The sequence below is a fragment of the Salipiger sp. CCB-MM3 genome (genome assembly GCF_001687105.1).
GTDB lineage: Bacteria > Pseudomonadota > Alphaproteobacteria > Rhodobacterales > Rhodobacteraceae > Salipiger.
The window spans coordinates 154,910-176,880 of the sequence record NZ_CP014597.1 but is presented as its reverse complement, the minus strand read 5'-3'; the positions used below and the strand labels follow the sequence as shown (position 1 = coordinate 176,880).

Genomic DNA, 21,971 nt, shown 5'->3' with positions numbered 1-21,971 from the left:
TGAGGCGCGCCGAGCGAAAGTATATAGAATGTGCCGCAGTTTTGATATATAGTCGCGGCCAGTCTGGAAATACATTTGATATAGGTGCCTTATTTTTGACACTTCGGACTGGTTGCGAAGATCTCTTGGCCGGTTCCATACGCTTATGAAATCCTAAAAGGTCAAAGTTATGGGTATAAAGAATCCCTTTAAATCCAAGATGTTTATCGATCCGCCGCCGGAAAATAAGCTTGTTCTTCGTCAGCGTGCGGCATTTCTGAAAAATCATTTGATATCTCAATCAGGAGATAGTCAAAAGGCGGAAATTGACAGGGAAATAGCGGCGCTCAACACTGAGATAGAAGGTGAGCTTTCCTGGCAGGATGTGCAAAGATGCGAAGCTCTGGCAGCTAGAATTATGCCGTTTGAGAATCTTGGGCCGTCCTTAGACAGGTGGCTTACAATCCTTGAGCGTTCACGCGCTAAGGACTACCAGAAACTGAACGCTAGATGGGAGTTGCTAAGGGAAGAATACGATGAGAATTTGAGGTCCGCTGCACAGGGTCAAAGTAGACTTGGCGTTGAGAACGCTACACGTGGGCTATTAGCTATCGTTCAAGAGACAGCCCACGCCAGCTCTACGCGTAGCTATGTGATCAGAAATTTAGCCACAATTTATGCCAGTAGATTATTGCTGGTAAGCGCATTGTGCACAATCATCATAGCGACGATTTTTTATATAGAGATTATGCACATTAAATCAGGCTTCACTGGCTTTCTGGTGGCTTTGACGTCGGGCTTGCTGGGCGCATCTTTTAGCTCACTGGTTACACAGAGGTCGGTTACTTCTCTTGATAATCTTGAAGAAATCCGAACTGCAGTTGGATATCCAATGATCTGCCTCCGCCTCGGTGTTGGCGTGTGCTCTGCAGCTATCCTGTTCTTTTGCTTTGAGTCGCAGCTCATTGATGGCCTGCTTTTTCCGGATTTGAAGTACGTCGGATTTAACCTTGTCGGCGTCGCTGCTGTTGAAGGTGAGCCTCCTCAGATTATTAGCATGGCTGAAATCTCTACCTTCCTAAAGGGTATGAAAACGGATGGGGCCCTTTTGCGAAGTCAACTTGAAGCGCTTAGTACTGCAGCTGACATGGGCGAGAACGCTCAAAGAGATTTGGAAGCTATTCTCAAGTCTACTTCAAACATCGAGGCTCAGCGTGATGGCGTAATCGTTGCGCTGCAAGGAATAGTTGAACAGGAGCTTGGGAGGTTTGCGCCGAATGCCAACCTCTCCAAGCTGGTCGTTTGGAGCTTTCTTGCAGGATTTTCAGAGCGTTTGGTCCCGAGCATTCTTGGGCGAGTGGAGAACAGCGCCCAAAACAATGAGCACTAGGTGCTTGCGTCAGGCAAAATCCCGATAGCAGTTGTTTGAAAGGGCGCCTGGAGTGAGGGGAGGCGGTTGCGGATCCGCGCGGGCACTTGCCTCAGTCCGTCAGCGGAGCCCCAAGCGCGGCTGCCATCGCGGCTATCGTGGCCATTTGCGGTGCGTCTTTGCCAAGGTAGTCGAGGTTGGGTGCTTTCTCTCTTGAGCCTGTAGAGTAGCCCCACCAGTCCCAGCACCCCAATGGATTGAAATCGGCAAAGGCGGGAGGCCTCGGGACGAAGCGTGCTCCGACCTGAGGGTATAGTACGACAATCCGGTTCGCCTCCGCCCAACTGTTGTAGCCGGCAGTGCGTGGGAAGGTGTCGCCAAGCTTTGTCTCTCCCTGACGACAGCCGTGTAGCGCGATGTGCAAACGGCAGGGGATGTTGGTGTCAGTGCACGCGGTAGGAATGTAGACATACCCCGTGTCGCTCATGCTGAACCCATCGTCTGTCTTAAAATACAAGGCTTGGTCAAAGGTCTGGAGGTTGGCGGACACCTCTTCGCCCGCCTCCTGCACTAGGCCGAGATGCTTCAGGATCTCTCCAGCCATGTCGACGTCACAGTCATTCAGGTAGCTATCGTTTTCCAGGAGGCACTCGTTGTTGCTTTCCTCAGTCAGAAAGCCATGCAGCGCCTCGAAGGTGTCGTCGTAGTCGACCTGTGTATCGGACACTCCGAAATGTCCCAGAACATCCCGCAGGAGCTCCATTGATGCTTGCGAGACTGTTTCGTCCTTCGTGCCGTGGAACAGATAAACGCGGTCGTCTGTAAGGCCCTCCACGGGGTCGATGACGGCGGAAACGGCTTCAACAACATTTGCGATACGCTCGACGGTCGGCGGATATGTGACTGACGGTCCCCTTTGTTGCATGCATGCGCCGGTGGCAACAAACCAGCGTCCCTCGGCGCAACCGAACGGCGCCCCGGCCACAATGCCCGCACCGGTGATACGACTGGAAAACGCAGTTTGGAGTTGGACGGCCATCGCGCCGCCGCTGGATAGGCCGGAGACCGTGATCTCCTCTTGCACGAGTTTCAGGGGCGGCAGTTGCTGGGCGTAGGCGGTTAGCGGCATGATGATGCATGCGAACGCGATAAGACAGCGCATGGAACTCTCCGAGACTGAAACAATGATTGGAATTCACTGGAGGGTAGCATGAACTGCAGCAGGAAGCTGTCTTCGGTCTAGCCAAGCATACTGCCGGGCCAATTCAGTCCCGGCTAGCGCTCTATTGCCTTAATATAGGGCGCTAGCGGAGGCTAGTTCGGGCCGTGCCTGGGCGTTGAGGGAGGTCATGGGAGGGGTTGCGGCTCCGATACCGCAGCCATAATCTACAGGAATAACGGAACAATGTGCGGAAGTTGCCCATGTCAGACCTCGAGAGCAAGCTCATCGTCCACGTCATGGGTGAAACCGACTACACCTCATTTCCGTTCAAAAGGGACGCGTTCGAAGGCCGCGACAAGGTCTTCGGGACCCGTGAAGGGGATCAGTATGTCCGCGTGATCGGAGCAATGCTCGGCTTCGACAATTGGCCCAGCAGGCAATACGACGAAGCACGGCCGGGCCTCACGTATCAGGAGGCGGTCGGCCGCTCGATCCTGAATTTGGTCGCCGGGACTGACACTCTGAATTTTGCGCTCGATAAGGGGTACAACTTGGTGATGCTCGGCGTCTTCCGGGCGCCTGACCTCGAGAATGGTGAGCCGGACTTCAGTGCCCGTCTTCTCGGCGTGTCCAACACGTCGACAACGGACGTCGAGGTGCACGCTGGCCTCGCGAGAGATGGTATCGTCGCCGGGGCGCCGCTGATCCTCGAGGACATCAGGACTGGCATGTTCTCTGAACAAAGCATCGTTGCCGAGATGGCTATGGAGGCGGTCAGTGTCGTACGAGACGAACCCGAATACCAAGAGCCGGAAGAACTCGATGGGCCTCTACCGAATGCGGTCATGTTCCATGACCTGGTTACCGAGAAGGGCATCGAGGCCACCATCGTCTGTGCGTGCGATAGCGATCTTGCGACTGAGATCCGGGATCATGAGGGCGACTTAGAAATCGGCCTCGTCGCCGCACTGATCCCCACTCCATTTGGAGGCGTGGGCTACTGGGTGTGGCAGATCGCACCAGACACCCCTTTCAGCTACGTGCAGGAGCAATTCGTCTCTCTCCATAGCTTTCCCAATGCGACCTACGACCGGCTGAAGTCCTACGAGAAGGTTCGCTTCCTAGTGGTCGATCGCAATACGCATGAGGCCACCCGGACAGTTCTGCTGAACACGGAGATGCTGGGGATTGGCGCTTTCGAGAAGGCCGCAATGAATGTCGTCTCCAGAGAGCCCGAGGGAGATTTTCGAGCCGGGTGCGAGTACGTGATGCAGACCCAAGAGCCCATGGAGTTCCTCAAGCGCGCCCAGGGCTGATGTTCTGGGGATAAGCCCTCAATCAGTGCTAAGGCGGGGCAGAGTGAGCGCGTTGAGAGGCCAAGGGATTTCACCGCCAGCGATCCTGACGTCAGCGTCGCCAATCTCCAGTGGTGATTGGAGATCATATTCCATCTGGTTCTCGGAAGCATGAACTCGGACACCAGTTAACCACTCTGGAATTTCCGCTTGAGCTTGCCAGTGCGCGGTGATTTGAGTGTCTGTTCTATGCGCGAACCCGTCGGGGGACTTTGCTATAAAGTCAAAATCCAGAATGCCATCAGTCGGAGGGTTCACATAGATTCGAGGGACGAGAATTGGGTCAGTCCAACGAGTTGTCGGAACCCATCCAACTGATGTAATTACGATGACTGGTGGTACAGTTCGAAATTTGATGTGAGTAATCTCTGAAACCCTAAGGATTTTCGCATACATATCTCTTACTCCAAGAAGATATTTTCTGAAATGCCAAGCGGCCCTGAAGGCAAGAAGTCGAATCGAGTGGTTTGAATTGGCCTCCATGTATATCACAGCCTGTCCCAAAATAGGCTGAAAAACAGAGGCTAAGTGACTTGCTGTCATCCAGCGCAAGAGCTAATTTCGTGGGAGCGGAGCATCCCCCGTGCCGTCCACATTGGCGCAGCCTTCCGGGCAGGATTGAACGACATCGATCTCGACCGAGACTGACCACATCGGTGCCGACAGCTTAGTGGACACGCGATCTCCGGCACCATGAGGGATCAGAATGCGCCTCCAATTGAATGCGACGCAGGCCAAGAAGGCCTGCAAGAAGCTTGCTGCGGTGAGTTGCCGTCGGCTCTCCGAATGTCAGCAGGCCCTGGCCAAGGCTTCAGGGTACCGGGACTGGCATGACCTTGAGAGCACGCCACCTCCAGCTGACGCACCCCCAGGCGTGGGCAAAGAAGCCGAACTAATTGCGCAGCTATCGACCGCGCTGGGCGCGCCGGCCGGGGATGTTCTGCATGCGCTCACTGCTTCTCGGATCGTTGGCGCCATAGACCCTGATTTTGCATCCGCCTTGGCTCTGCGAAGTCGCGTCTTCGAACTCTCTGAATTTTCGGAGCCCTCCGACACACTGGTTGGCAAAGTTGTTGAGATTAGGCTTGAGCGCCGGCCAAACGTCAGAGCGATCATCACCTCCACGGGAGTAATCACGCAAGTCGTCACGGATGCCATCGATGGCGCACCGGTCGGAAACGAGCAGATCATTGAGACCGAGGTACCACAGGCTCTCTTCATCCCAATGCGGCTTTGGGCTCCCTACGGCTTCTGGACCGAGGCAGATGGCGCGCAGGTGCTTTTCTCGAGGGATTACTGCCCAATGTGGCGTATGCGGCCGGGCAGGGCGCCAGAGAGGCTCTCACCCTGGCTGCGCATCCAGCACGTGGATCAGGGCTACTACCTCGAGAGGGATGAGTTCGCTTGTGGCGGAGAGGAAGTTCGAAAGGCCTCGATCAGGCGCCTCAATGATCTCGGAATACGGTCTACGCCGATGCTGGTCGACACGCTGCCGCTCTTAATCAAGCAAAGGTGCCGAGTGATGCACGCGATCCGGCGTCTCAAGTCTGCGTGCGAAGAGAAGCATTTTCAGAACTTGTAGGACGCGGGCTCATGGCCTTGAGAGCTCAATCATGGTGCCGAGCTTTTCCGAACGGCGAGCCCGGCCCACGACCGTGCGAAGACCTCCGTAGTAGGTTAGGCGGTGCGTACCGTCAGTGCAGGCTGAGCAGCAGCTTGATGTCATGGGGGCCAAGGCCGGAGAGCAGTTCGCGCTGCTCGGGATGGAGCGCGGTGCCGCGCTCGATGCGTGCCTTCAACATCTGAGCGATTTCGCTGGTGGACTGGTAGTAGAGGTCGGGATTGTCGCGCGCCATGTCCTGCAAGAGGCTCTCGAGCAGCTTCTTACGTTTCTCGGAGTCCAGATCTTTGCGCTTTTCTTGCAGCATGGTGCTTTCCTTTCCGTACGATCAGACATGCTTCAGGTAGACCTTCGAGGCGCCGCGCCAAGCATCCGTCATTCACACCGTCGTCTCTGGCCGGGCGTAAAGCGAAGAGAGCGGACTTCGCTCCGCTGGGCTCTTTTCTCGGAAGCGGCCGTTCGGGCTGAGCGCAGCGATCGACGCCTCAGAGCCCAAATGCATCATTCGTACCGAGAGTGTCGAACGTGAGTCCCTCAAGGTGATCCTGTTGCGCCACGTACAACCAATGCTGGCTCAGGAGCGGTCACCGACGTAGCTGACGCGCCACTTTCAATGCTGTCCACAAGCAGACGCGTCGCCAGCTTGGCCACTTCATCAAGATGAAGATTGAGCGCCGTAAGTGGCGGCGTTTCGCTGCGGGCGCGGAGCCCATCATATCGGGTCGCCACTTTCACGGACTGGGGTACGGCCAGTCCGTGCGATCGGAGTGCCGCCATCACACCCGTGGCCATTGCGTCAATTGGAACGAGCACGCCGTCGGGGGCCCCCCGGGTCGCGATATGCGCCTCAAGCGCTGCCTGGGCACCGGCTTCCCCGGCGGCTTCAGGGATGACGATGACTTCCGGTTCCATGCCGAGGGTGCGACACCGCTCTGTGTAGACCTCCCGGAATATGATGTTCGAGGCCCGGGCGCTTTGGCCGATGACCAGCATGAAGCGACGCGCCCCGCTTTCGACAAGGTGATCGCAGAGTAGTGACGCCATCTTGCGATAGTCGAGCGTCACGGCGAGGCTCGGCATGTCCTCTGCCGGGCCGATCACGACGGTTGGTACGCCTCGCGCGGCAAGCAATTCAAGATAAGGGTCGTCGGCAGAAGGTTCGACGAGGATCGCGCCGTCGAAGCCAATGGTGCCAAGTGCCGTCGCCGGCTCCGTAATCGGCGGGATCAGCAGAAGCGCGACGTTGTTCTCCATTGCCGATACCGCCGCCGAGGCCGCGATCTCCATCAGGAAGCCAAGCCGGGACTGGCCTGCCGCCACCGCAACCGGCATGGAGGAGAAGATCGCGATCGTGCCCGCCCGACCCGTCCGCATGCCCCGCGCCGCGAGATTGGGAACGTAGCCGAGCGCATCGATGGCCGCCGTGATCCTTGCCTGGGTGTCAGAGTCAACACGCCGCTTCCCGCTGAGCGCGTTGGAAACCGTCCCCGCCGATACACCGGCGAGTTGGGCGACATCCTTCACGGTTGCCCGCTTTTTCGGGGTCACGGGTGCTTCAGTCATACAGTAATCGCCTATTTTGTGCGCATTTGAGCCTGAATTCCGCCCACTGACGCGCCGCTTCGACATTTTCTACCTTCTGACGTAATTAAAACGTTTTAACCAGGCGCTGCGCAAGGTGAAAAGTCATTAAAACGTTTTACTGCGAGCCGGAGGATAGAATGTTAGATAAACTGAATGGCACTTTCGACCCCGAACACAGCAGCGCCGTGACGCTGGAGCGGCGCAGGCTGGGCCTGACCGCGCTGGACCGCTCCAAGACGGCCGGAGGATATACGCTTTATGCCCGCCAGACCGGCGGCGGCGTGGTCGATATGGTCGATATAGAAGGCCGTATCGCGCATCAGTGGACCATGCCGGTCCGCCCTGGCCGCGACGCGGTGATCCTGCCGAACGGCAACCTCGGCTACAACGGCAGCCATGCGACCTCTGCCGCACTCTATCCTGCCTGGGATCTCTGGCACGGCGGCGACTTCTACGAGGCCACCCCCGACGGAGAGATCGTCTGGCGGCACGAGGACATCTATCACCATCACGACGCGCAATGGCTGCCGAACGGAGACCTGCTCTACACCGTAGCAGCCGAACTGCCCGCCCATCTCGCCAAGCGCATCTGCGGCGGCGATCCCGGCAAGGACGGCGCGGACGGGATCTTTCAGTCCGACATCGTCCGGCAGGTGAACCGGAAGGGCGAGGTCGTCTGGGAGTGGTGCATCTGGGATCACATCGACCCCGCAGACCTACCCGTGCACCCGATCTTCGACCGCCGTCATTGGCCGATGATCAACGGCGTGTCCGAGACGAAGGACGGGCTTATCCTGATGAGCCTGCGGACGACGTCGGGCGTGATCGCGGTCGAGAAGGCCACGGGGCGCATCGTCTGGCATGCCGGGACCGATGTTGTCGCCCAGCAGCACACGCCGATCATGATGGACGACGGCACGGTGCTGGTCTTCGACAATGGCAACCTGCGGGTCGGATCGTCGAACCCCTATTCCCGCGCCCTTCAGTTCGATCCGAAGACGATGGAGACGGTCTGGGCCTATGCAGACCCGAACGCGCCCAGCTTTTTCTCTCCGTTCATGGGCAGCGCGCAGCGGCTGGCCAACGGCAACACGCTGATCTGCGAAAGCGCTTTCGGGCGGCTTTTCGAGGTGACGCAGGCCGGAGAGATAGCGTGGGAGTTCGTGATCCCGGACTTCGCCGAGTACCCGGCGCCTCTGAACCAGTTCATCAAGGGTTCGCACAACGGTTGCTTCCGCGCACATCGTTACGCGGCGGAGCAGGTGTCATGGCTGTGACGGAGAACCCCGGCACCCAAAACTCCGCGACGCCGCGCTTCGCGCAACTGCTGACGAAGGGCCTGCGCTCCGGCGCGACCCTTGGCCTGCCGCTGATCTCTTTCGCCTTCATCCTTGGCATCTGGACGCTTGTCGGCCTGTCGGGCGTGGTGAAGGAGGCGATCTTCCCGGCCCCCTGGTTCGTCTGGTCCGCCACGGTCGAGATGTGGCAGAACGGCACGCTGCAGACCGACCTCGCGAAATCGCTCGGCCGGGCGGCGGTCGGCTTTTCGATCGGCGGGACGCTTGGTGTGACACTCGGCCTGATGACCGGGCGGGTGGCGCTGGTCCGCACCCTGCTGAACCCGTTCCTCAACCTGCTGCGGCCCATCCCCGCCATCGCGTTGGTCCCCGTGGCCATCGTCTGGTTCGGGATCGGCGAGGGATCGAAGTACTTCGTGGTCTCCTACACCGTCTTCCTGACGGTCTGGTTCAACACGCACCACGGCATGCAATACGTGCCCGAAACCTACCTTCGCGCCTCCCGTACTCTCGGCGCGTCCAGGCTGCGGGAGTTCCTTACGGTCGTCCTGCCCGCCGCCGCCCCCCACATCTTTGCGGGCATCCGGCTTGGCGTGGCGCTGGCCTTCCTCAGCCTCGTCGCGGCCGAACTTTCCGGCGCGTCCTCGGGTATCGGGTTCCGGCTTCAGGAGGCGCGGCAGTACGTCCGAACGGACCGCATGTTCTCACTCCTGATCCTGCTGGGCATCCTCGGGGCTTTCGCGGACCTGATCGTGCACTGGATCGGAAAGAAACTCGTTCACTGGGAGCAGGGATGATGTCCGACGCAACTCAACCCAAAGGTCGCGTGGAGATCGACAACGTCGTGATCCGCTTTACCGGCAAGCAGGGGCGCGTGACCGCACTGGAGAGGACGTCCCATGTCCTCGAACCCGGCACCTTCACCGCTCTGATTGGCCCCTCGGGCTGCGGGAAGTCCACGCTGATGAACGCCATTGCGGGCTTCGTCACCCCGGCGGAAGGCGCCATCCGGCTGGACGGCCGGGCCATCACTGGGCCCTCGCCCGAGGTTGGCGTGATCTTCCAGCAATACGCGCTATTCCCCTGGTTTACGGCGCTGAACAATGTCCGCTACGGGCTGAAGCAGTTTGGCCTCTCGAAGCGGGAGGAGATGGATCGCGCCCGCGCCGCGCTGGCCGAAGTGGGGCTTGAGGCACATGCCGACAAGTATCCGCAGCAACTTTCCGGCGGGATGAAGCAACGGGTCGCCATCGCACGGACCTTCGCGGTGGAACCCAAGGTGCTCTTGATGGACGAACCCTTCGGTGCGCTTGACGCCCAGACCCGGTTGGTGATGCACGACCTGCTGCTCGGCATCTGGCGCAAGCACAAGGCGACGGTGCTGTTCGTCACCCATGACGTCGACGAGGCGCTGCTTCTGGCGGACCACGTCCAGGTGATGAGCCATGCGCCTGGCCGCCTCATCCGCCATTACCACCTGACGCAGGAGAGGCCCCGAGCCCTCAGCCGGTCGGGCAACGAACTTCTGGAGATCCGGGACGAGATCCTCGGCCTCCTCCACCCCAAGACCATGCTTGCTGACGCCCTCTGAAGGAGAACTGAGATGAACCTTTACACCTTTGCCTTTGCTGCCGCTCTGCTGGCGCCCTTCGCCGCCAGCGCAGAAGAGATGACCTTTGCCTGGACACCCAATCCGCAGACGCCGCAGGTCGATGTCGCGATCCAGAAGGGCTACTTCAATGACGCGGGCCTCGACATCACCTTCGTCGCCTTCAACACTGGGCGCGAGGGGTTCGAGGCTCTGGTCGGCGGTCAGGTCGACGTGACCTTCATGGCCGAGTTTCCCGCCGCAGTCGGGGCGCTGACCGGGGCGGAGTTCGCGGTGGTCGGCGACCTGGCGCGCTACACCGGGTCGCGCGTCATCGTGAACACGGAGGGCGGTGCCGTGGCCAGCCCGGAGGATCTTGCGGGCAAGCGGATCGGTACCACCATCGGCACCAACGTGAACTTCTATCTCGACGAGGTGCTGAAACAGGCCGGCGTGCAGGCCGAGGTCGTGGGCGCTGCCCCGCCGGATCTGGTGCCCGCCCTGGCTCGTGGAGATCTGGACGCCATCGTGCCCTTCCCGACCTTCTACGGCGCGGCGGAATCCACGCTTGGCGACACCTATGCGGAGCTGCGCGAACCGGGGTACGAGGTGCACTACATCCTCGCTGCCTCGCCAAAAATGACCGGCGAACGCGCCGCCGCGCTGGATGCCTTCATGGGTGCATTGGCCAGGGCCGATGCGGATGTGAAGGCCGATCCGCAGGCCGCGATGGAAGCGGTCAGCGCCTCCATGCAGGGCGCCATGACGCCCGAGGCTCTGGGCGCGATGTGGAAGGACGTCGACGTGGGCCTCAAGCTCGACACCGGACTCGCCGACCTGCTGGTGGCAGAGGCGGCGTGGGTCCTTTCCAAGGGCGTGGTCAAGGGCGAGGCCGTCACCACCGATGCAATGCTTGGTCATTTCGCGCCGGATGCGCTGAAGAAGGCGGCGCCGGACGCCGTCGATCTGCCCTGAGTGACAGGCCTCTGCCCAATTGGGGGCAGAGGCCACCTGCTTGGCCGCTGCAAGGCCAAAGCCGAGAACGCTGTACTTTATTCGCAGAGCCGAAGTTATTACCGAAAGGGCGGATTCCAGATGGGGTGGATGGCTCCCGCTCCCGGCGTCGCAATGCGCCATACTGCAGGTGTCAGAATCTGCAACTGAGAGGAGCCACCCCATGCAAGTTACCACTGTCGGCCTCGACCTCGCCAAGAACATCTTTCATGTCCACGGAGTTTCCCAGACCGGAGAGGTCGCTTTCAATCGGCCTTTGCGTCGGGCGCAGGTGCTGGCGTTCTTCGAGCGACTGTCGCCCTGCCTCATCGGCATCGAAGCCTGCGCATCGAGCCACCACTGGGGCCGCGAGCTTACGAAGCTCGGTCATACTGTCCGGCTGATGCCGCCGATGTACGTCAAACCTTACGTGAAACGGGGTAAGTCCGACGCGGTCGATGCAGAAGCCATTTGCGAGGCCGTGACGCGACCGACGATGCGTTTTGTCGAGATCAAGTCCGAGGACCAGCAGGCGCTTCTCTCCTTGCACCGCGCACGGGACTTCGTGGTTCGACAGCGCACCCGGTTGATCAACATGCTCCGAAGCTTGGCCGCGGAATTCGGGGTTGCCATCGCCCGGGGCGTCACGCGGGCTATCGATTTTGCGAAAGGGATCATCGAGGGCAAGCAGTCCGGGTTCCCCGAGCTCGCCCAAGACGTTCTGCGGGTTCTCAGCCGTCAGCTGGTCGAACTGCACAACCGCCTTCGCTGGTACGAGATCACCATGCGTATCCAGGCTCGTCTCAGCCGCCAAGCGCAACTCCTGCAGACCATTCCCGGCGTCGGACCAGTGACCGCCTCGGCCGTGGCCGCCACGATCGGGTCGGGTCACCAGTTCAAGAGTGGTCGGGAATTTGCGGCGTGGCTTGGTCTGACACCGCGCAACCACTCCAGCGGTGGCAAAGAGCGGCTGGGAAAGATCACGAAGATGGGCGATCGGTACCTGCGCCAGCTTATCGTCGTCGGGATGACATCGCGTGTGCGGCAGGTCACCAATCATCCCGAGCGTGCCGATCCCTGGCTGACGAAGCTGTTGCAGAGAAAACCGGCCCGGCTCGCGACTGTCGCCATGGCGAACAAGACGGCGCGGATCATGTGGGCGGTGCTGACCAGAAACGAACCCTACCGCCCTCACACAGCCTGAGACATACCGAAACAGCGAGATAGCAAGACCGACGATGTGATGGTGTACCCTTCAGCCGCAACGATCAGGACGCTCCGCCGAATGTCCAGGGCGCAATTGCCCGCTTTCCAGATAGGAACCTGACCTGCGGATCCCATCAGGGCCAGCGGTGTGAAACGCGCAAACAGGCCGGACACAAGACCGCTTCTGAAAAGGTACACGAGATCATTTACGACTTGCTATGCGGGAGCCATCCACACAAGACTTTCGCTGCTGGTGCGAAAGCCGATCTTCCTGGTCTCCGACTTGCGCCATTATGGCGCTGAGGGGCACGCATTGTAATGCGGGCAGACGAAAGAGGTGCCGCAGTCCTGAACTGGTCTGCGGCACCTGCAAAGGTTACTGCGTCCCCGCGCTTTGCATGTTCGCAAGAACCTGATCGAGCGAGAAGCTGCCCGGCTTTTGCCGCGGCGGGAATTCCCCGAAGGTGTCGAGGAAGTTTCCAACGAAGGCCTGAGCCGGGACCAGGACGAAGGCGCGTTCCAGCCGCCACTTGTCGTAGCTGAAGGACATCTCGTCAGCCTGCTCGAAGGGGTCCATACGCACGTTGAACAGCTTCGGCAGGCGCAGGTTGACGAAAGGCTCGGCCCAGACGTCGAAGCCTTCGGCCCGCTGCTCGGCAAAGACCACCTTCCAGTCGTCGTAGCGCAGGTTCAGCAGATTGCCGTCATCCGAGAAATAGAGGAATTCGTGCCGCGGCCCGGCCTCCTCCTCCCCCTTGAAGTAGGGCAGGAAGTTGTAGCCATCGAGATGAACCTTGAACTCCTTGTCGCCGACGGTCTTGCCAGCCTTGAGCTCGTCCTTGATCTCGGTATCGCCGACGGCGGCGAGGAAGGTCGGGATCCAGTCCATGTGGCTGATGATGTCGTTGTAGACTGTCCCCGGCTCGATCACGCCAGGCCACTTCAGCAGCAGAGGCACGCGGTAGCCGCCCTCCCAGTTCTCGTTCTTCTCACCCCGGAAGGGCGATGTGCCGCCATCGGGCCAGGACATCTTCTCTGCCCCGTTGTCGGTGGAATACATCACCACCGTATTGTCGGCGATGCCAAGCTCATCGAGTTTGTCGAGCAGCTGGCCCACATGACCGTCATGCTCTGCCATCCCGTCCGCATAGACGCCCTGTCCCGTTACGCCCTGCAAATCCGGCTGCAGGTGGGTCCAGATGTGCATGCGGGTGGAATTCCACCACAAAAGGAACGGCTTGTCCTGCTCGACCGCGCGTTCCATGAAGTCGATGGCCCCGGCAAGCGTTTCCTCGTCGACGGTTTCCATGCGCTTCTTGGTCAGCGGTCCAGTGTCCTCGATCTCGCCATCGGCCGAGGACTTGATCACCCCGCGCGGGCCGAACTTCTGCCGGAACTCCGCGCCTTGCGGGTAGTCAGGGTTCTCGGGCTCTTCCTCGGCGTTCAGGTGGTAGAGGTTGCCGAAGAACTCGTCGAAGCCGTGGTTTGTCGGAAGCATCTCGTCGAGATCGCCGAGGTGGTTCTTCCCGAATTGGCCGCTCACGTAGCCATGCGGCTTGAGCAGCTCCGCGATAGTCACATCCTCGGGCTGCAGGCCCTCCTTGGCCCCGGGCAGCCCGACCTTCAGAAGGCCCGTCCGGAACCCCGACTGGCCTGTCACGAAGGCGGCGCGGCCAGCGGTACAGGACTGCTCGCCATAGCTGTCGGTGAACAGCGCCCCCTCGGCGGCGAGACGGTCGATATTGGGCGTGTCATAGCCCATCATGCCTCGGCTGTAGGCGTTGACGTTCCAGACGCCAATGTCATCGCCCCAGATCACAAGGAAATTGGGCTTTTCGGCATCCTGGCTGAATGCCGGTGATCCGCCGAGCGACATCGTCGCCACGACGATCGCCAATAAATCTCTCCGAACCATCATTCTCTCCTCCTCTTCGAATGACGTATTTCAATCTTGCGTGGAAAAGATGTGCGCGCCTTGCTCCCCTGAAGAGACATGAGCTCGACGCCAAGTTACTGAAAAATATGCACAGTCAAATCTTCGGCGGTCCTTGCGGTGGTTGCCCTTCGTATCGGGAACCCATCACCCGGCGCCAGCCACCAGGGCCCGGTTCACTCCAGCGCTCGTCCAACGCCACGGCTCTGACGATTTTGGACGTTATGCAAAAGGAGGTCTCGCAGCGGTCACTGCTTAGGTTCTTTTTCCACCTCCTCGCTGACTTCGGAATGAACGGACATGCAACGGAACCTCCTCTGCTCCGCAACTGCACACCCTCCACATTCATAAGCCAGAATGCATGAGGCCCCGCATTGACTCAGGTCAACCTCAGCGCTCGAGCGGCCCCTGAGAGGATGGCCTTCTCCAACGCACCCGTAGCCCCTGCGGCCGCGAAAGCTTCTCGAAGGCGACGCTCGGCGCGGGCGAAACTGGTACGTGTTTGCCGCGCCCGGAGTCGGCTCTTGGCCACTGGTCCGATTGCACCGAGGTCGATCACGGGTCCAGACGAGCAACCCTAAAATGCCACATCACCTCAAGGGTGCAGACAAGCCTCCAGTCAGCGGCAACCTAATGGCGAAGGATGAGTGCGATCACCACTCGCGTGGGTGGGCGGGCCGAGGAGATGAAAACGCCAACATAAATATTCGAGATCCTGTATCCTTTCGGGACACCGTGCTTTGAGGGATGGAGGAACCATGGCACAGCTGACCAGAATCTCCCGAACCGCCTGCGCGCTGTTGATCGGAACCGCTGCGCTCGTTGGACCTGCCTTCGCCCAGAGCAAGCCACGCCTGATCCTTCAGATCACCGTGGATCAGTTGCGAGGCGATCTGCCCACGCGCTACCTCGACCGCCTTGGTGCCGGAGGTTTTCGCTACCTTCTCGAACAAGGCATTCACTACAACAACGCGCATCACACCCACGCCAATACCGAGACCATCGTCGGGCACACGACGCTTGCCACCGGCGCCACGCCCTCCGCGCATGGCATGATCGGTAACCTCTGGTTTGACCGGGCAGCCGGGCGGACCGTCTACAACATCGAGGACCCGGACTATTCGATCCTGACCAGCGGCGCAGATGTCGATGCATCCACTGAGATCGACCCAACGCAGCGGGCAGCCAAGAGCGACGGGCGCTCGCCGCGCACGATCCTGACCTCCACCTTCGGGGATGAACTGTCGGTCGAAACCAATGGCAAGGCGAAAGTCTTCGGCGTTTCGATCAAGGATCGCGGCGCGGTCTCGATGGCCGGGCATACCGGCAAGGCATTCTGGTTCTCGAAATCGGCCAGTCAATTCGTGACCAGCAGTTACTATTACGACAGCTACCCCGATTGGGTCGACGCATGGAATGCGAAGGAAATGCCGCAGAGCTACGGCGGCCAAGCTTGGGAGCTGTTGAACCCCATCGACACCTACATGTTCGGTGAGAACGACGATCAGGAGTGGGAGCCGGACTTCGCCGGTTTCGGACGCACCTTCCCTCATCCTCTGGGCTCGCCGGAGGACAAGTATTTCACCACGCTGCTGACGCTCAGCCCCTCGGGTGACCAGATCACCGCCGAGTTTGCGAAGACCTTGATCGACGCGGAGGGTCTCGGCGATGACGAGATTACCGACTTTCTGGGGGTCAGCTTCTCGGTGACGGACTATGCTGGCCACTTCTTCGGCCCCTCGAGCTTGGAATCCGAAGACAACCTCCTGCAGCTCGACCGGACGCTGGCCGACCTCTTCGCCTATGTCGATGCGGAGGTCGGGTTGGAGAACACGTTGATCGTTCTCTCCGCAGATCACGGCGCACCGGAAGCGCCGGGCTATCTGACATCGCTCGGGATGATGGGCGGCTACGTGACCCCGGGCGAATGGGACACCGCTCCGGCTGTGACCCGCATCAAGGAACGATTTGGGATCAGCGGCCCGCTGATCGAAGGCTACGACCACCCCTACCTGCTCCTCTCCGAGGCCGCGCGGAACGCTCCCGATGTTGACCAGGTGGCCCTGGAAACCGCGATCGCAGAGGAACTGGTGGCTTTCGAAGGGGTGGCATACGCCGTGCCAAGTTCGCGGCTGCGCGAGGGCTCTGTGCCCGACAACGCGCTCATGCGGGCGGTGCTGAACAACTACCACCCGGATCGGTCGGGCGACATCTACGTGGTGTTCCAGCCCGAATGGTTCATCAATGACATGGACGGGCTCTCGGTCACGGTCACCCATGGATCGCCCTGGCGCTATGATACCTTCGTGCCGATCCTCTTTGCCGGGTTCGGCGTAGAACCGGAGGTTGTCTCGCGGAGGGTGCATACCGTGGATGTGGCGCTGACATTGGCGACAATCGCCGGAACGAGGCCGCCCTCGGGAGCGGCAGGCGAGGTCCTGTTGGAAGTTCTCGGGCAGTAGGAATGAAGTCAATCTAATGAATTCGGCCCCGCACGGCCAACACGTCGACGCGGCGGGGTCTTCCTCCGGCAGTGCGGTTCCGACGCCCCGGTGCTCAGAAGACTATGAGCCGCACAGAAAAGTCCGCGTTGGACTCGGAGCAGGCTTGTGGCAAAGCAGCGAGCGCTACACATGGCAGGCAGCCGCGCCCGTCGCTCTCGGCCCTTTGCTGTCTTCCATGCCGACCGGCAGCGCAGCACTGCAGCTTCACCGAGCCGGTCGTTTATGCAGGCCGCAGCATTTCCGACGGTCCGAGGCAGGCAGTGCGGGACTTTGCGGCCGTTCTCTCCGCCTGCTTGGTAATTCATGTGTGTGGGGGACAGGCGGAGCCGAGAAACGTGCAGCGCATTTAAGGCGGGTTTTGGCTCCTGGCGCTATCCGAGTCCGATGCGAAACCCGCGAGAGCACGGTCCATGCTATCGAGCGCCCGCGCCAGTCGTGATCTCGGGCAGGCGATGTTCAGGCGGCCAAAGCCCGCGCCCTGCGGCCCGAAGGAAACGCCGCGGGTGATCGCCCAGCCAGCCTCTTGCCGCAGCCACAGGTGCAACGCCTCGGGCGAAAGACCCAGCGCCCGGAAGTCGAGCCAGAGCAGGAAGGTGCCCTCGGGCTCGATCAGCTTGACCGGGCTGCCCGCGAGCGCGCCGCGCACCAGCGCGAGGTTTCCCGCGATATAATCCAGCGCCGCGTCCAGCCAGCCATCTCCTTCGCGCCACGCCGACTCCATGGCGACATTGGCGAAGGCGTTGTTCTTGTTCACCGTCAGCGCCGAATTGGCGGCCTGCAGCGCACGGCGGCGCGCCGCGTCGGGGATCACGGTGAAGGCCGAGCAACAGGCGGCGAGATTGAAGCTCTTGGCGGGCGACAGGCAGGTGACGCTGTTCGCGGCATCCGCTTCGGACAGGGAGGCGAAAGGTGTGTAGCCATGCCCCGGCAAAGTGATGTCGGCATGGATTTCGTCGGAGACGACCAGCACGCCGTGCCTGCGGCAGATGTCGCCCAGCCGGGTCAGCTCGGCGCGGGTCCAGACACGTCCCACCGGGTTGTGCGGGTTGCACAGAAGCAGCAGCTTTGTGCCCGGATCACGGGCGGCCTCTTCGAGACCATCGAAATCCATCTCGTAGCGCCCGCCCTGCAGCAGCAGCGGGTTCTCGACGATGCGCCTGCCGTTTTCGCGGATGATGTCGGCGAAATCGAAAAAGACCGGCGGTTGGATCAGGATGCCGTCACCGGGATCGGTGAAGGCGTTCACAGCCATCGCCAGCGCATTGAGCACATTCGGCGCCCGCAGGATGTGGACGGGATCGACCTGCCAGCCGTGCTGGCGCGCCAGCCAGCCGGTCAGCGCGGGCATCAGCCCGTCGGGGACTGCCTCGTAGCCAAAGATGCCATGCGCCGCACGCTCGGCGATGGCCCGCTGCACGCAGGGCGCGGCGGGGAAATCCATGTCGGCGACGCCGCCCGGGAAGAGGTCGCTGCCATCCTCACCCAGCACGATGCGATGGGTCTTCAGCGCTGGCACGGCGCGGCGGTCGATCTCTGTGTCGAAATCATACATCCAGCGGGTCCTCCCCGAGCAACGTGGCATAGCGCTGCGCGTCAATGTTGCCGCCGGTGATGACCGTGGCAATAGAGCGCCCTTGGACCGGCACCCGCCCGGCCAGGATCGCCGCAAGACCGACCACAGCGCCCGGCTCCGCGACGATGCGGAAATGGGTGAAGGCAAAGCGCATGGCGGCGCGTACCTCGTCGTCGGTTGCTGTGACGCCTCCCGCGAGCAGCTCGCGATTGATGGCAAAGGTCAGCTCGCCCGGGATCGGCGTCATGATCGCGTCGCAGATGGTGCGCTGCCCGACCGGATTGGCCAGACGTTCGCCCGCCTCGAGCGAGCGTTTGGTGTCATCAAAGAGCGTTGGCTCGGCGGCATAGACCGCGCAACCGGGGGCCGCCTCGGCCATGACACCGGCGGTGGCCGCTGTCAGCCCGCCGCCACCGCAAGGGATCACCACGGCATCAAGCGGCCCAGCCTGCTCCGACAGTTCCAGCGCCGCGGTCGCAGCCCCCGCAAGCACCTGTGGATGCGCGCTCGGAGGCACCTCGATCCGCCCGCTCTGTTCCACCACGCGCGCGACCACATCGGCGCTGGCTTCGGTGTCGCGGTCGTAGGTCACGATCTCGGCGCCCATGGCCCGCACCGCGTCGATCTTGGCGCGCGGCGCGCCCGAGGGCATGACGATGACCGCCGAAGACTCCAGCATCTGCGCCGCCTTGGCGAGCCCGAGCGCGTGGTTGCCGGATGAATAGCTCACCGCGCCGCGCGCCCTTTCTTCGGCTGAGAGGCTCCGCATGCGGGTATAGGCGCCGCGGATCTTGAAAGCACCGGTGCGCTGCAGGTTCTCGCATTTGAGCAGCAGTCGCCCGCCCAGCATGGCGTTCACATCCGGGTTCTCGAGCACGGGCGTGCGGAGCGCGACGCCCTTCAGCTCTTCGGCAGCGCGGCGGACATCATCAAGCGTGAACGGCACCTTCATGCAGACGTCGCCTCCTTGGCGATCTGATAGAGCGCGTCGCCCCGCCGCACCTGCGCCATGGCCCGCAGGCAAAGCACCAGCCCCGTGAAAGGCGAGACCACCTCGGTGGGCATCCGGCTCGGCGTCTCTGGATGATGGATATGGGCGATCGTCTCTCCTTCGGCGACTGACGCGCCGATGTCTTTCAGCGGCTCGAAAAGGCCCGGCTCATAGGCGTAGATCGAGCCCAGTGCATTGAGTTCGCGCGTGCCCCGCGCCGCATCCTTTGTGTATCCCGGAAGCATGCCAAGGCCGTGCAGAATGCGCCGAAGGCCCCGCCGCGTAAGCGCCAGCACGTCAGGGGTCACCGCGCCAGCGCCGCCCAGCTCTGCCATGACGTTGACCACGCCCTTTCGGTTCGCGGCGCCCATGGCAGTCCTTGCCGTGCTGCGGCGCCCACCGCCCGAGGTGAAGACCCAGGCATAGGGCAGATCGAAGGCCTCCTGCAGCCGCGCCAGCGCCTCGGCCTCCTCCGGGCTATGCGCCGGCCCGCGCAGCAGGGTTGCGGGATAGAGCAGCGAAGAGCCTCCGGAATGCAGATCGACCGCATAGTCGGCCAGCGGCATCAGCACCTCCTCGTGCCAATGGGCAATGATCTGACTGGGGCTGCCTTTTGGGTCCCCGGGAAACAGCCGATTGAGATTGCCCTCGTCGAGCGGCGAGACCCGTGTACCCGCCTCGGCGGCGGGAAAGTTGAGCATCGGCAGAAGGATCAGACGACCCCGGATGTCTTCGGGCTGCAGGTCGCGCGCCAATTCAGCGACCGCGATCTGCCCTTCGTATTCATCGCCATGGACGCCTGCGGTGATCACCAGCGTCGGTCCGTCCCCGTTGCGGAGCACCGTGATCGGAATGGGCAGCCAACCATAGGCCGAGCGATGCACCGAATGCGGGACACGCAGGTAGCCCTGCTGCTTGCCCGGCGCATTGAAATCCACCTCAGTTGCTATCGGCGTCGCTATCATCCCAGCCCTCATTTCGGGAATTTCCGAATTGACATCCGAGGTACGGAGCGTGCCACGGTCTGTCAAGCTTCGTCACTTCGGGGCATGACGAATTGAGGGAGCCACACATGGCGCTCCGGAGTTGTCCGACTGTAGGGGTTTTGGCTTTCACTCGACCTATTCTAACTGCTGGCAAGGCGTTCTGATCGACGATCTTTCACAATGCGTGGTCTGACATACAGTACATCCAAAGTTGGCTGGTCTGTCTGCCCCCTGACCACCTATGCTCTCATGACAGAGAACCACTTCTCAGAGCGCCCAGTCGAGGCGAATGGGTGAATTCTGGCTTTGCAATCGCAGAATGCATTTGCAGCAAACACAAAGCTGGGCAATGGCACAACTGGGCTCGGTGCAGACATGCGGCAGTGCGGCGGCGGCGGCCCGGAGCCAATCTTCTTCACCGGTCATTCGCGACATCGCTTAATATCTAGGGGTCACGCGATGTCGACGCCTGGGCCGGGAGGGACGGATGGAGAAAGTCTCATGTCCAGAATCCAACTCCCCGCCATCAAGCCGAAGCGACGCCCTTGGAACCGTGGTAGGCTCGTTGGCCAGAAACGGCCTCTGCTGCCGAAACAGGTCTGGGCGATCCGAGCGCGCCTCGAACTCGCGAGCAACCTTCGCGATCTCGCTCTGTTCAATCTCGCCATCGACAGCAAGTTGCGGGGCTGCGACCTCGTCGGTCTGAGGGTCGCCCAGCTCGTTGTCGGCGATCGTGTCCGCGAACGCGTATCGGTCATCCAGAGCAAGACGCGCCGCCCCGTTCAGTTTGAAGTCACGGAAAACACCCGAGCTTCGATCTCGGCGTGGGTGAAGCGGCCGGAGATGATCGGCTGCGCCTTCATGTTCCCGAGCCGGTTTCATGCCAGGCCGCACATTTCGACGCGACAATACGCGCGGCTCGTCCGAGAGTGGGTGACGGCGATCGGTCTCGAGCCGAGCGGCTACGGCACGCACTCGCTGAGGCGCACCAAGGCTGCACAAATCTACCGCAAAACAGGCAATCTTCGCGCGGTCCAGCTCCTGCTCGGTCACACCAAGGTGGACAGTACGGTCCGGTACCTGGGCGTTGAACTTGAGGATGCTCTGAGCATCGCGGAGTCGGTCGACATTTGATACCATCGGCGAACGGCGCACGCCGTTCGCCAGCCGAGGCCGGACGTGCGAGGAACTACGTGCCGACGCGGGCTTCGAGCCCTTTTGCGACCTTCGCCTCGGCAAGAACTGTGCGACCGCAGCGGACGGTAGGAAGTTCCGTAATCGCTCCGCCGCTCTGCCCTGAGTGGCGAGGAAATGGTCCCTCAATTGCGTGGCACATCTTCAGGCGACCAGCAGCGCCAGCAGGTATTGCGCAATGGCAAAGACCACATGCGCCACGAGCACGTAGGTCATCATCGCCCCGGCGTTGGGCAGCTTGCGCGCGAAGATGCCGCCGCCCATGCCAGGCATCAGGATGACGAGACCGGCCAGTGTGCTGATGATCACCCCGATCAAAACGAAGGGAAACACGGTCGGAGCGGAGATGAAATCAACGCCCCAAAAGAGCGGGAACATGACCGCATAGGCGATGCCGATGGCATAGTGAAAGACCCAGCCGGTCAGGACCTCGCCCACACTGTGCGCGCGGTCATCACCGCCGTCGAGCACCAGCCGGCCCGCGGGAATGCCCAGCAGCCAGCGCCCCACCGAGGGCCAATGCGTGCCGGGCATCCAACCGATCTTCGCGGTGATGAGGCCCCAGAGGTCAAGCGCGATGGTCGCGCCGATGCCGACCACGAGGACGAAGGTGATGAGGTCAAACGTCATGGGAA

18 protein-coding genes are annotated in these 21,971 nt (G+C 61.3%); 10 read left to right on the top strand and 8 right to left on the bottom strand.

Annotated features, from left to right (window positions below; genetic code table 11):
* Positions 1–169 precede the first annotated feature (169 nt).
* Positions 170–1,369 carry a hypothetical protein gene (locus AYJ57_RS26015; RefSeq protein ID WP_157374338.1) on the top strand — a complete coding sequence of 400 codons (1,200 nt, stop codon included), beginning with the start codon at positions 170–172 and terminating at the stop codon, positions 1,367–1,369.
* 91 nt (positions 1,370–1,460) lie between these two features.
* On the opposite strand, the gene AYJ57_RS21165 is transcribed toward AYJ57_RS26015, so the two are convergent.
* Positions 1,461–2,510 (bottom strand): extracellular catalytic domain type 2 short-chain-length polyhydroxyalkanoate depolymerase, encoded by a 1,050-nt coding sequence (locus tag AYJ57_RS21165; protein ID WP_066110744.1) that lies wholly within the window; start codon positions 2,508–2,510, stop codon positions 1,461–1,463.
* Positions 2,511–2,770: 260 nt separating this feature from the next.
* Between AYJ57_RS21165 and AYJ57_RS21160 the strand changes: the two genes are divergently transcribed.
* Together AYJ57_RS21160 and AYJ57_RS21155 are read left to right on the top strand one after the other, a co-directional pair.
* Positions 2,771–3,826: a hypothetical protein gene (locus AYJ57_RS21160; protein WP_066110743.1), complete on the top strand. Its 1,056-nt coding sequence runs from the start codon at positions 2,771–2,773 to the stop codon at positions 3,824–3,826.
* Between the two features lie 745 nt (positions 3,827–4,571).
* Positions 4,572–5,447, top strand: coding sequence for a hypothetical protein (locus tag AYJ57_RS21155; RefSeq protein ID WP_066110742.1), 876 nt, complete (start codon positions 4,572–4,574; stop codon positions 5,445–5,447).
* A gap of 112 nt (positions 5,448–5,559) precedes the next feature.
* Here the strand turns inward: AYJ57_RS21155 and AYJ57_RS21150 are convergent, their stop codons facing one another.
* A complete protein-coding gene (locus AYJ57_RS21150; protein WP_066110741.1) occupies positions 5,560–5,793 on the bottom strand; it encodes a hypothetical protein in 234 nt (77 codons plus the stop codon).
* A 227-nt stretch (positions 5,794–6,020) separates the two neighbouring features.
* Entirely contained in the window at positions 6,021–7,049 is a 1,029-nt protein-coding gene (locus AYJ57_RS21145; protein WP_066110740.1) for a substrate-binding domain-containing protein, read from the bottom strand.
* 158 nt (positions 7,050–7,207) lie between these two features.
* Here AYJ57_RS21145 and AYJ57_RS21140 point away from each other — a divergent pair, with 158 nt between their 5' ends.
* From AYJ57_RS21140 to AYJ57_RS21120, 5 genes are all read left to right on the top strand, one after another.
* Positions 7,208–8,347: an aryl-sulfate sulfotransferase gene (locus tag AYJ57_RS21140; RefSeq protein ID WP_066110737.1), complete on the top strand. Its 1,140-nt coding sequence runs from the start codon at positions 7,208–7,210 to the stop codon at positions 8,345–8,347.
* Positions 8,338–9,165: an ABC transporter permease gene (locus AYJ57_RS21135; RefSeq protein ID WP_083191432.1), complete on the top strand. Its 828-nt coding sequence runs from the start codon at positions 8,338–8,340 to the stop codon at positions 9,163–9,165. The genes AYJ57_RS21140 and AYJ57_RS21135 overlap by 10 nt, the downstream gene beginning before the upstream one ends.
* Positions 9,162–9,959, top strand: coding sequence for an ABC transporter ATP-binding protein (locus AYJ57_RS21130; RefSeq protein ID WP_066110734.1), 798 nt, complete (start codon positions 9,162–9,164; stop codon positions 9,957–9,959). Before AYJ57_RS21135 ends, AYJ57_RS21130 begins: the two co-directional genes overlap by 4 nt.
* Positions 9,960–9,971: 12 nt before the next feature.
* Entirely contained in the window at positions 9,972–10,931 is a 960-nt protein-coding gene (locus tag AYJ57_RS21125; protein WP_066110731.1) for an ABC transporter substrate-binding protein, read from the top strand.
* A gap of 202 nt (positions 10,932–11,133) precedes the next feature.
* Entirely contained in the window at positions 11,134–12,153 is a 1,020-nt protein-coding gene (locus AYJ57_RS21120) for an IS110 family transposase (protein WP_066107743.1), read from the top strand.
* Positions 12,154–12,531: 378 nt separating this feature from the next.
* Here AYJ57_RS21120 and AYJ57_RS21115 read toward each other — a convergent pair whose 3' ends face one another.
* Positions 12,532–14,073 (bottom strand): arylsulfatase, encoded by a 1,542-nt coding sequence (locus tag AYJ57_RS21115; protein WP_066110729.1) that lies wholly within the window; start codon positions 14,071–14,073, stop codon positions 12,532–12,534.
* A gap of 773 nt (positions 14,074–14,846) precedes the next feature.
* Here AYJ57_RS21115 and AYJ57_RS21110 point away from each other — a divergent pair.
* Complete coding sequence (locus AYJ57_RS21110; RefSeq protein WP_066110727.1) at positions 14,847–16,550, top strand: alkaline phosphatase family protein; 1,704 nt, start codon at positions 14,847–14,849, stop codon at positions 16,548–16,550.
* A 388-nt stretch (positions 16,551–16,938) separates the two neighbouring features.
* Here AYJ57_RS21110 and AYJ57_RS21105 read toward each other — a convergent pair whose 3' ends face one another.
* From AYJ57_RS21105 to AYJ57_RS21095, 3 genes are read right to left on the bottom strand one after another with little or no spacing between them, the layout of a single operon-like run.
* Positions 16,939–18,144, bottom strand: a complete 1,206-nt coding sequence (locus AYJ57_RS21105; RefSeq protein WP_066110725.1) for a MalY/PatB family protein — start codon at positions 18,142–18,144, stop codon at positions 16,939–16,941.
* A complete protein-coding gene (locus tag AYJ57_RS21100; protein WP_066110723.1) occupies positions 18,137–19,117 on the bottom strand; it encodes a threonine ammonia-lyase in 981 nt (326 codons plus the stop codon). Before AYJ57_RS21100 ends, AYJ57_RS21105 begins: the two co-directional genes overlap by 8 nt.
* Positions 19,114–20,121, bottom strand: coding sequence for a succinylglutamate desuccinylase/aspartoacylase family protein (locus AYJ57_RS21095; protein WP_066110722.1), 1,008 nt, complete (start codon positions 20,119–20,121; stop codon positions 19,114–19,116). Before AYJ57_RS21095 ends, AYJ57_RS21100 begins: the two co-directional genes overlap by 4 nt.
* 522 nt (positions 20,122–20,643) lie before the next feature.
* On the opposite strand from AYJ57_RS21095, the gene AYJ57_RS21090 reads away from it, so the two are divergent.
* Positions 20,644–21,276: a tyrosine-type recombinase/integrase gene (locus AYJ57_RS21090; protein ID WP_066110721.1), complete on the top strand. Its 633-nt coding sequence runs from the start codon at positions 20,644–20,646 to the stop codon at positions 21,274–21,276.
* A gap of 204 nt (positions 21,277–21,480) precedes the next feature.
* On the opposite strand, the gene AYJ57_RS21085 is transcribed toward AYJ57_RS21090, so the two are convergent.
* Positions 21,481–21,966: a DUF2938 family protein gene (locus AYJ57_RS21085; protein ID WP_066110720.1), complete on the bottom strand. Its 486-nt coding sequence runs from the start codon at positions 21,964–21,966 to the stop codon at positions 21,481–21,483.
* Positions 21,967–21,971: the final 5 nt, after the last annotated feature.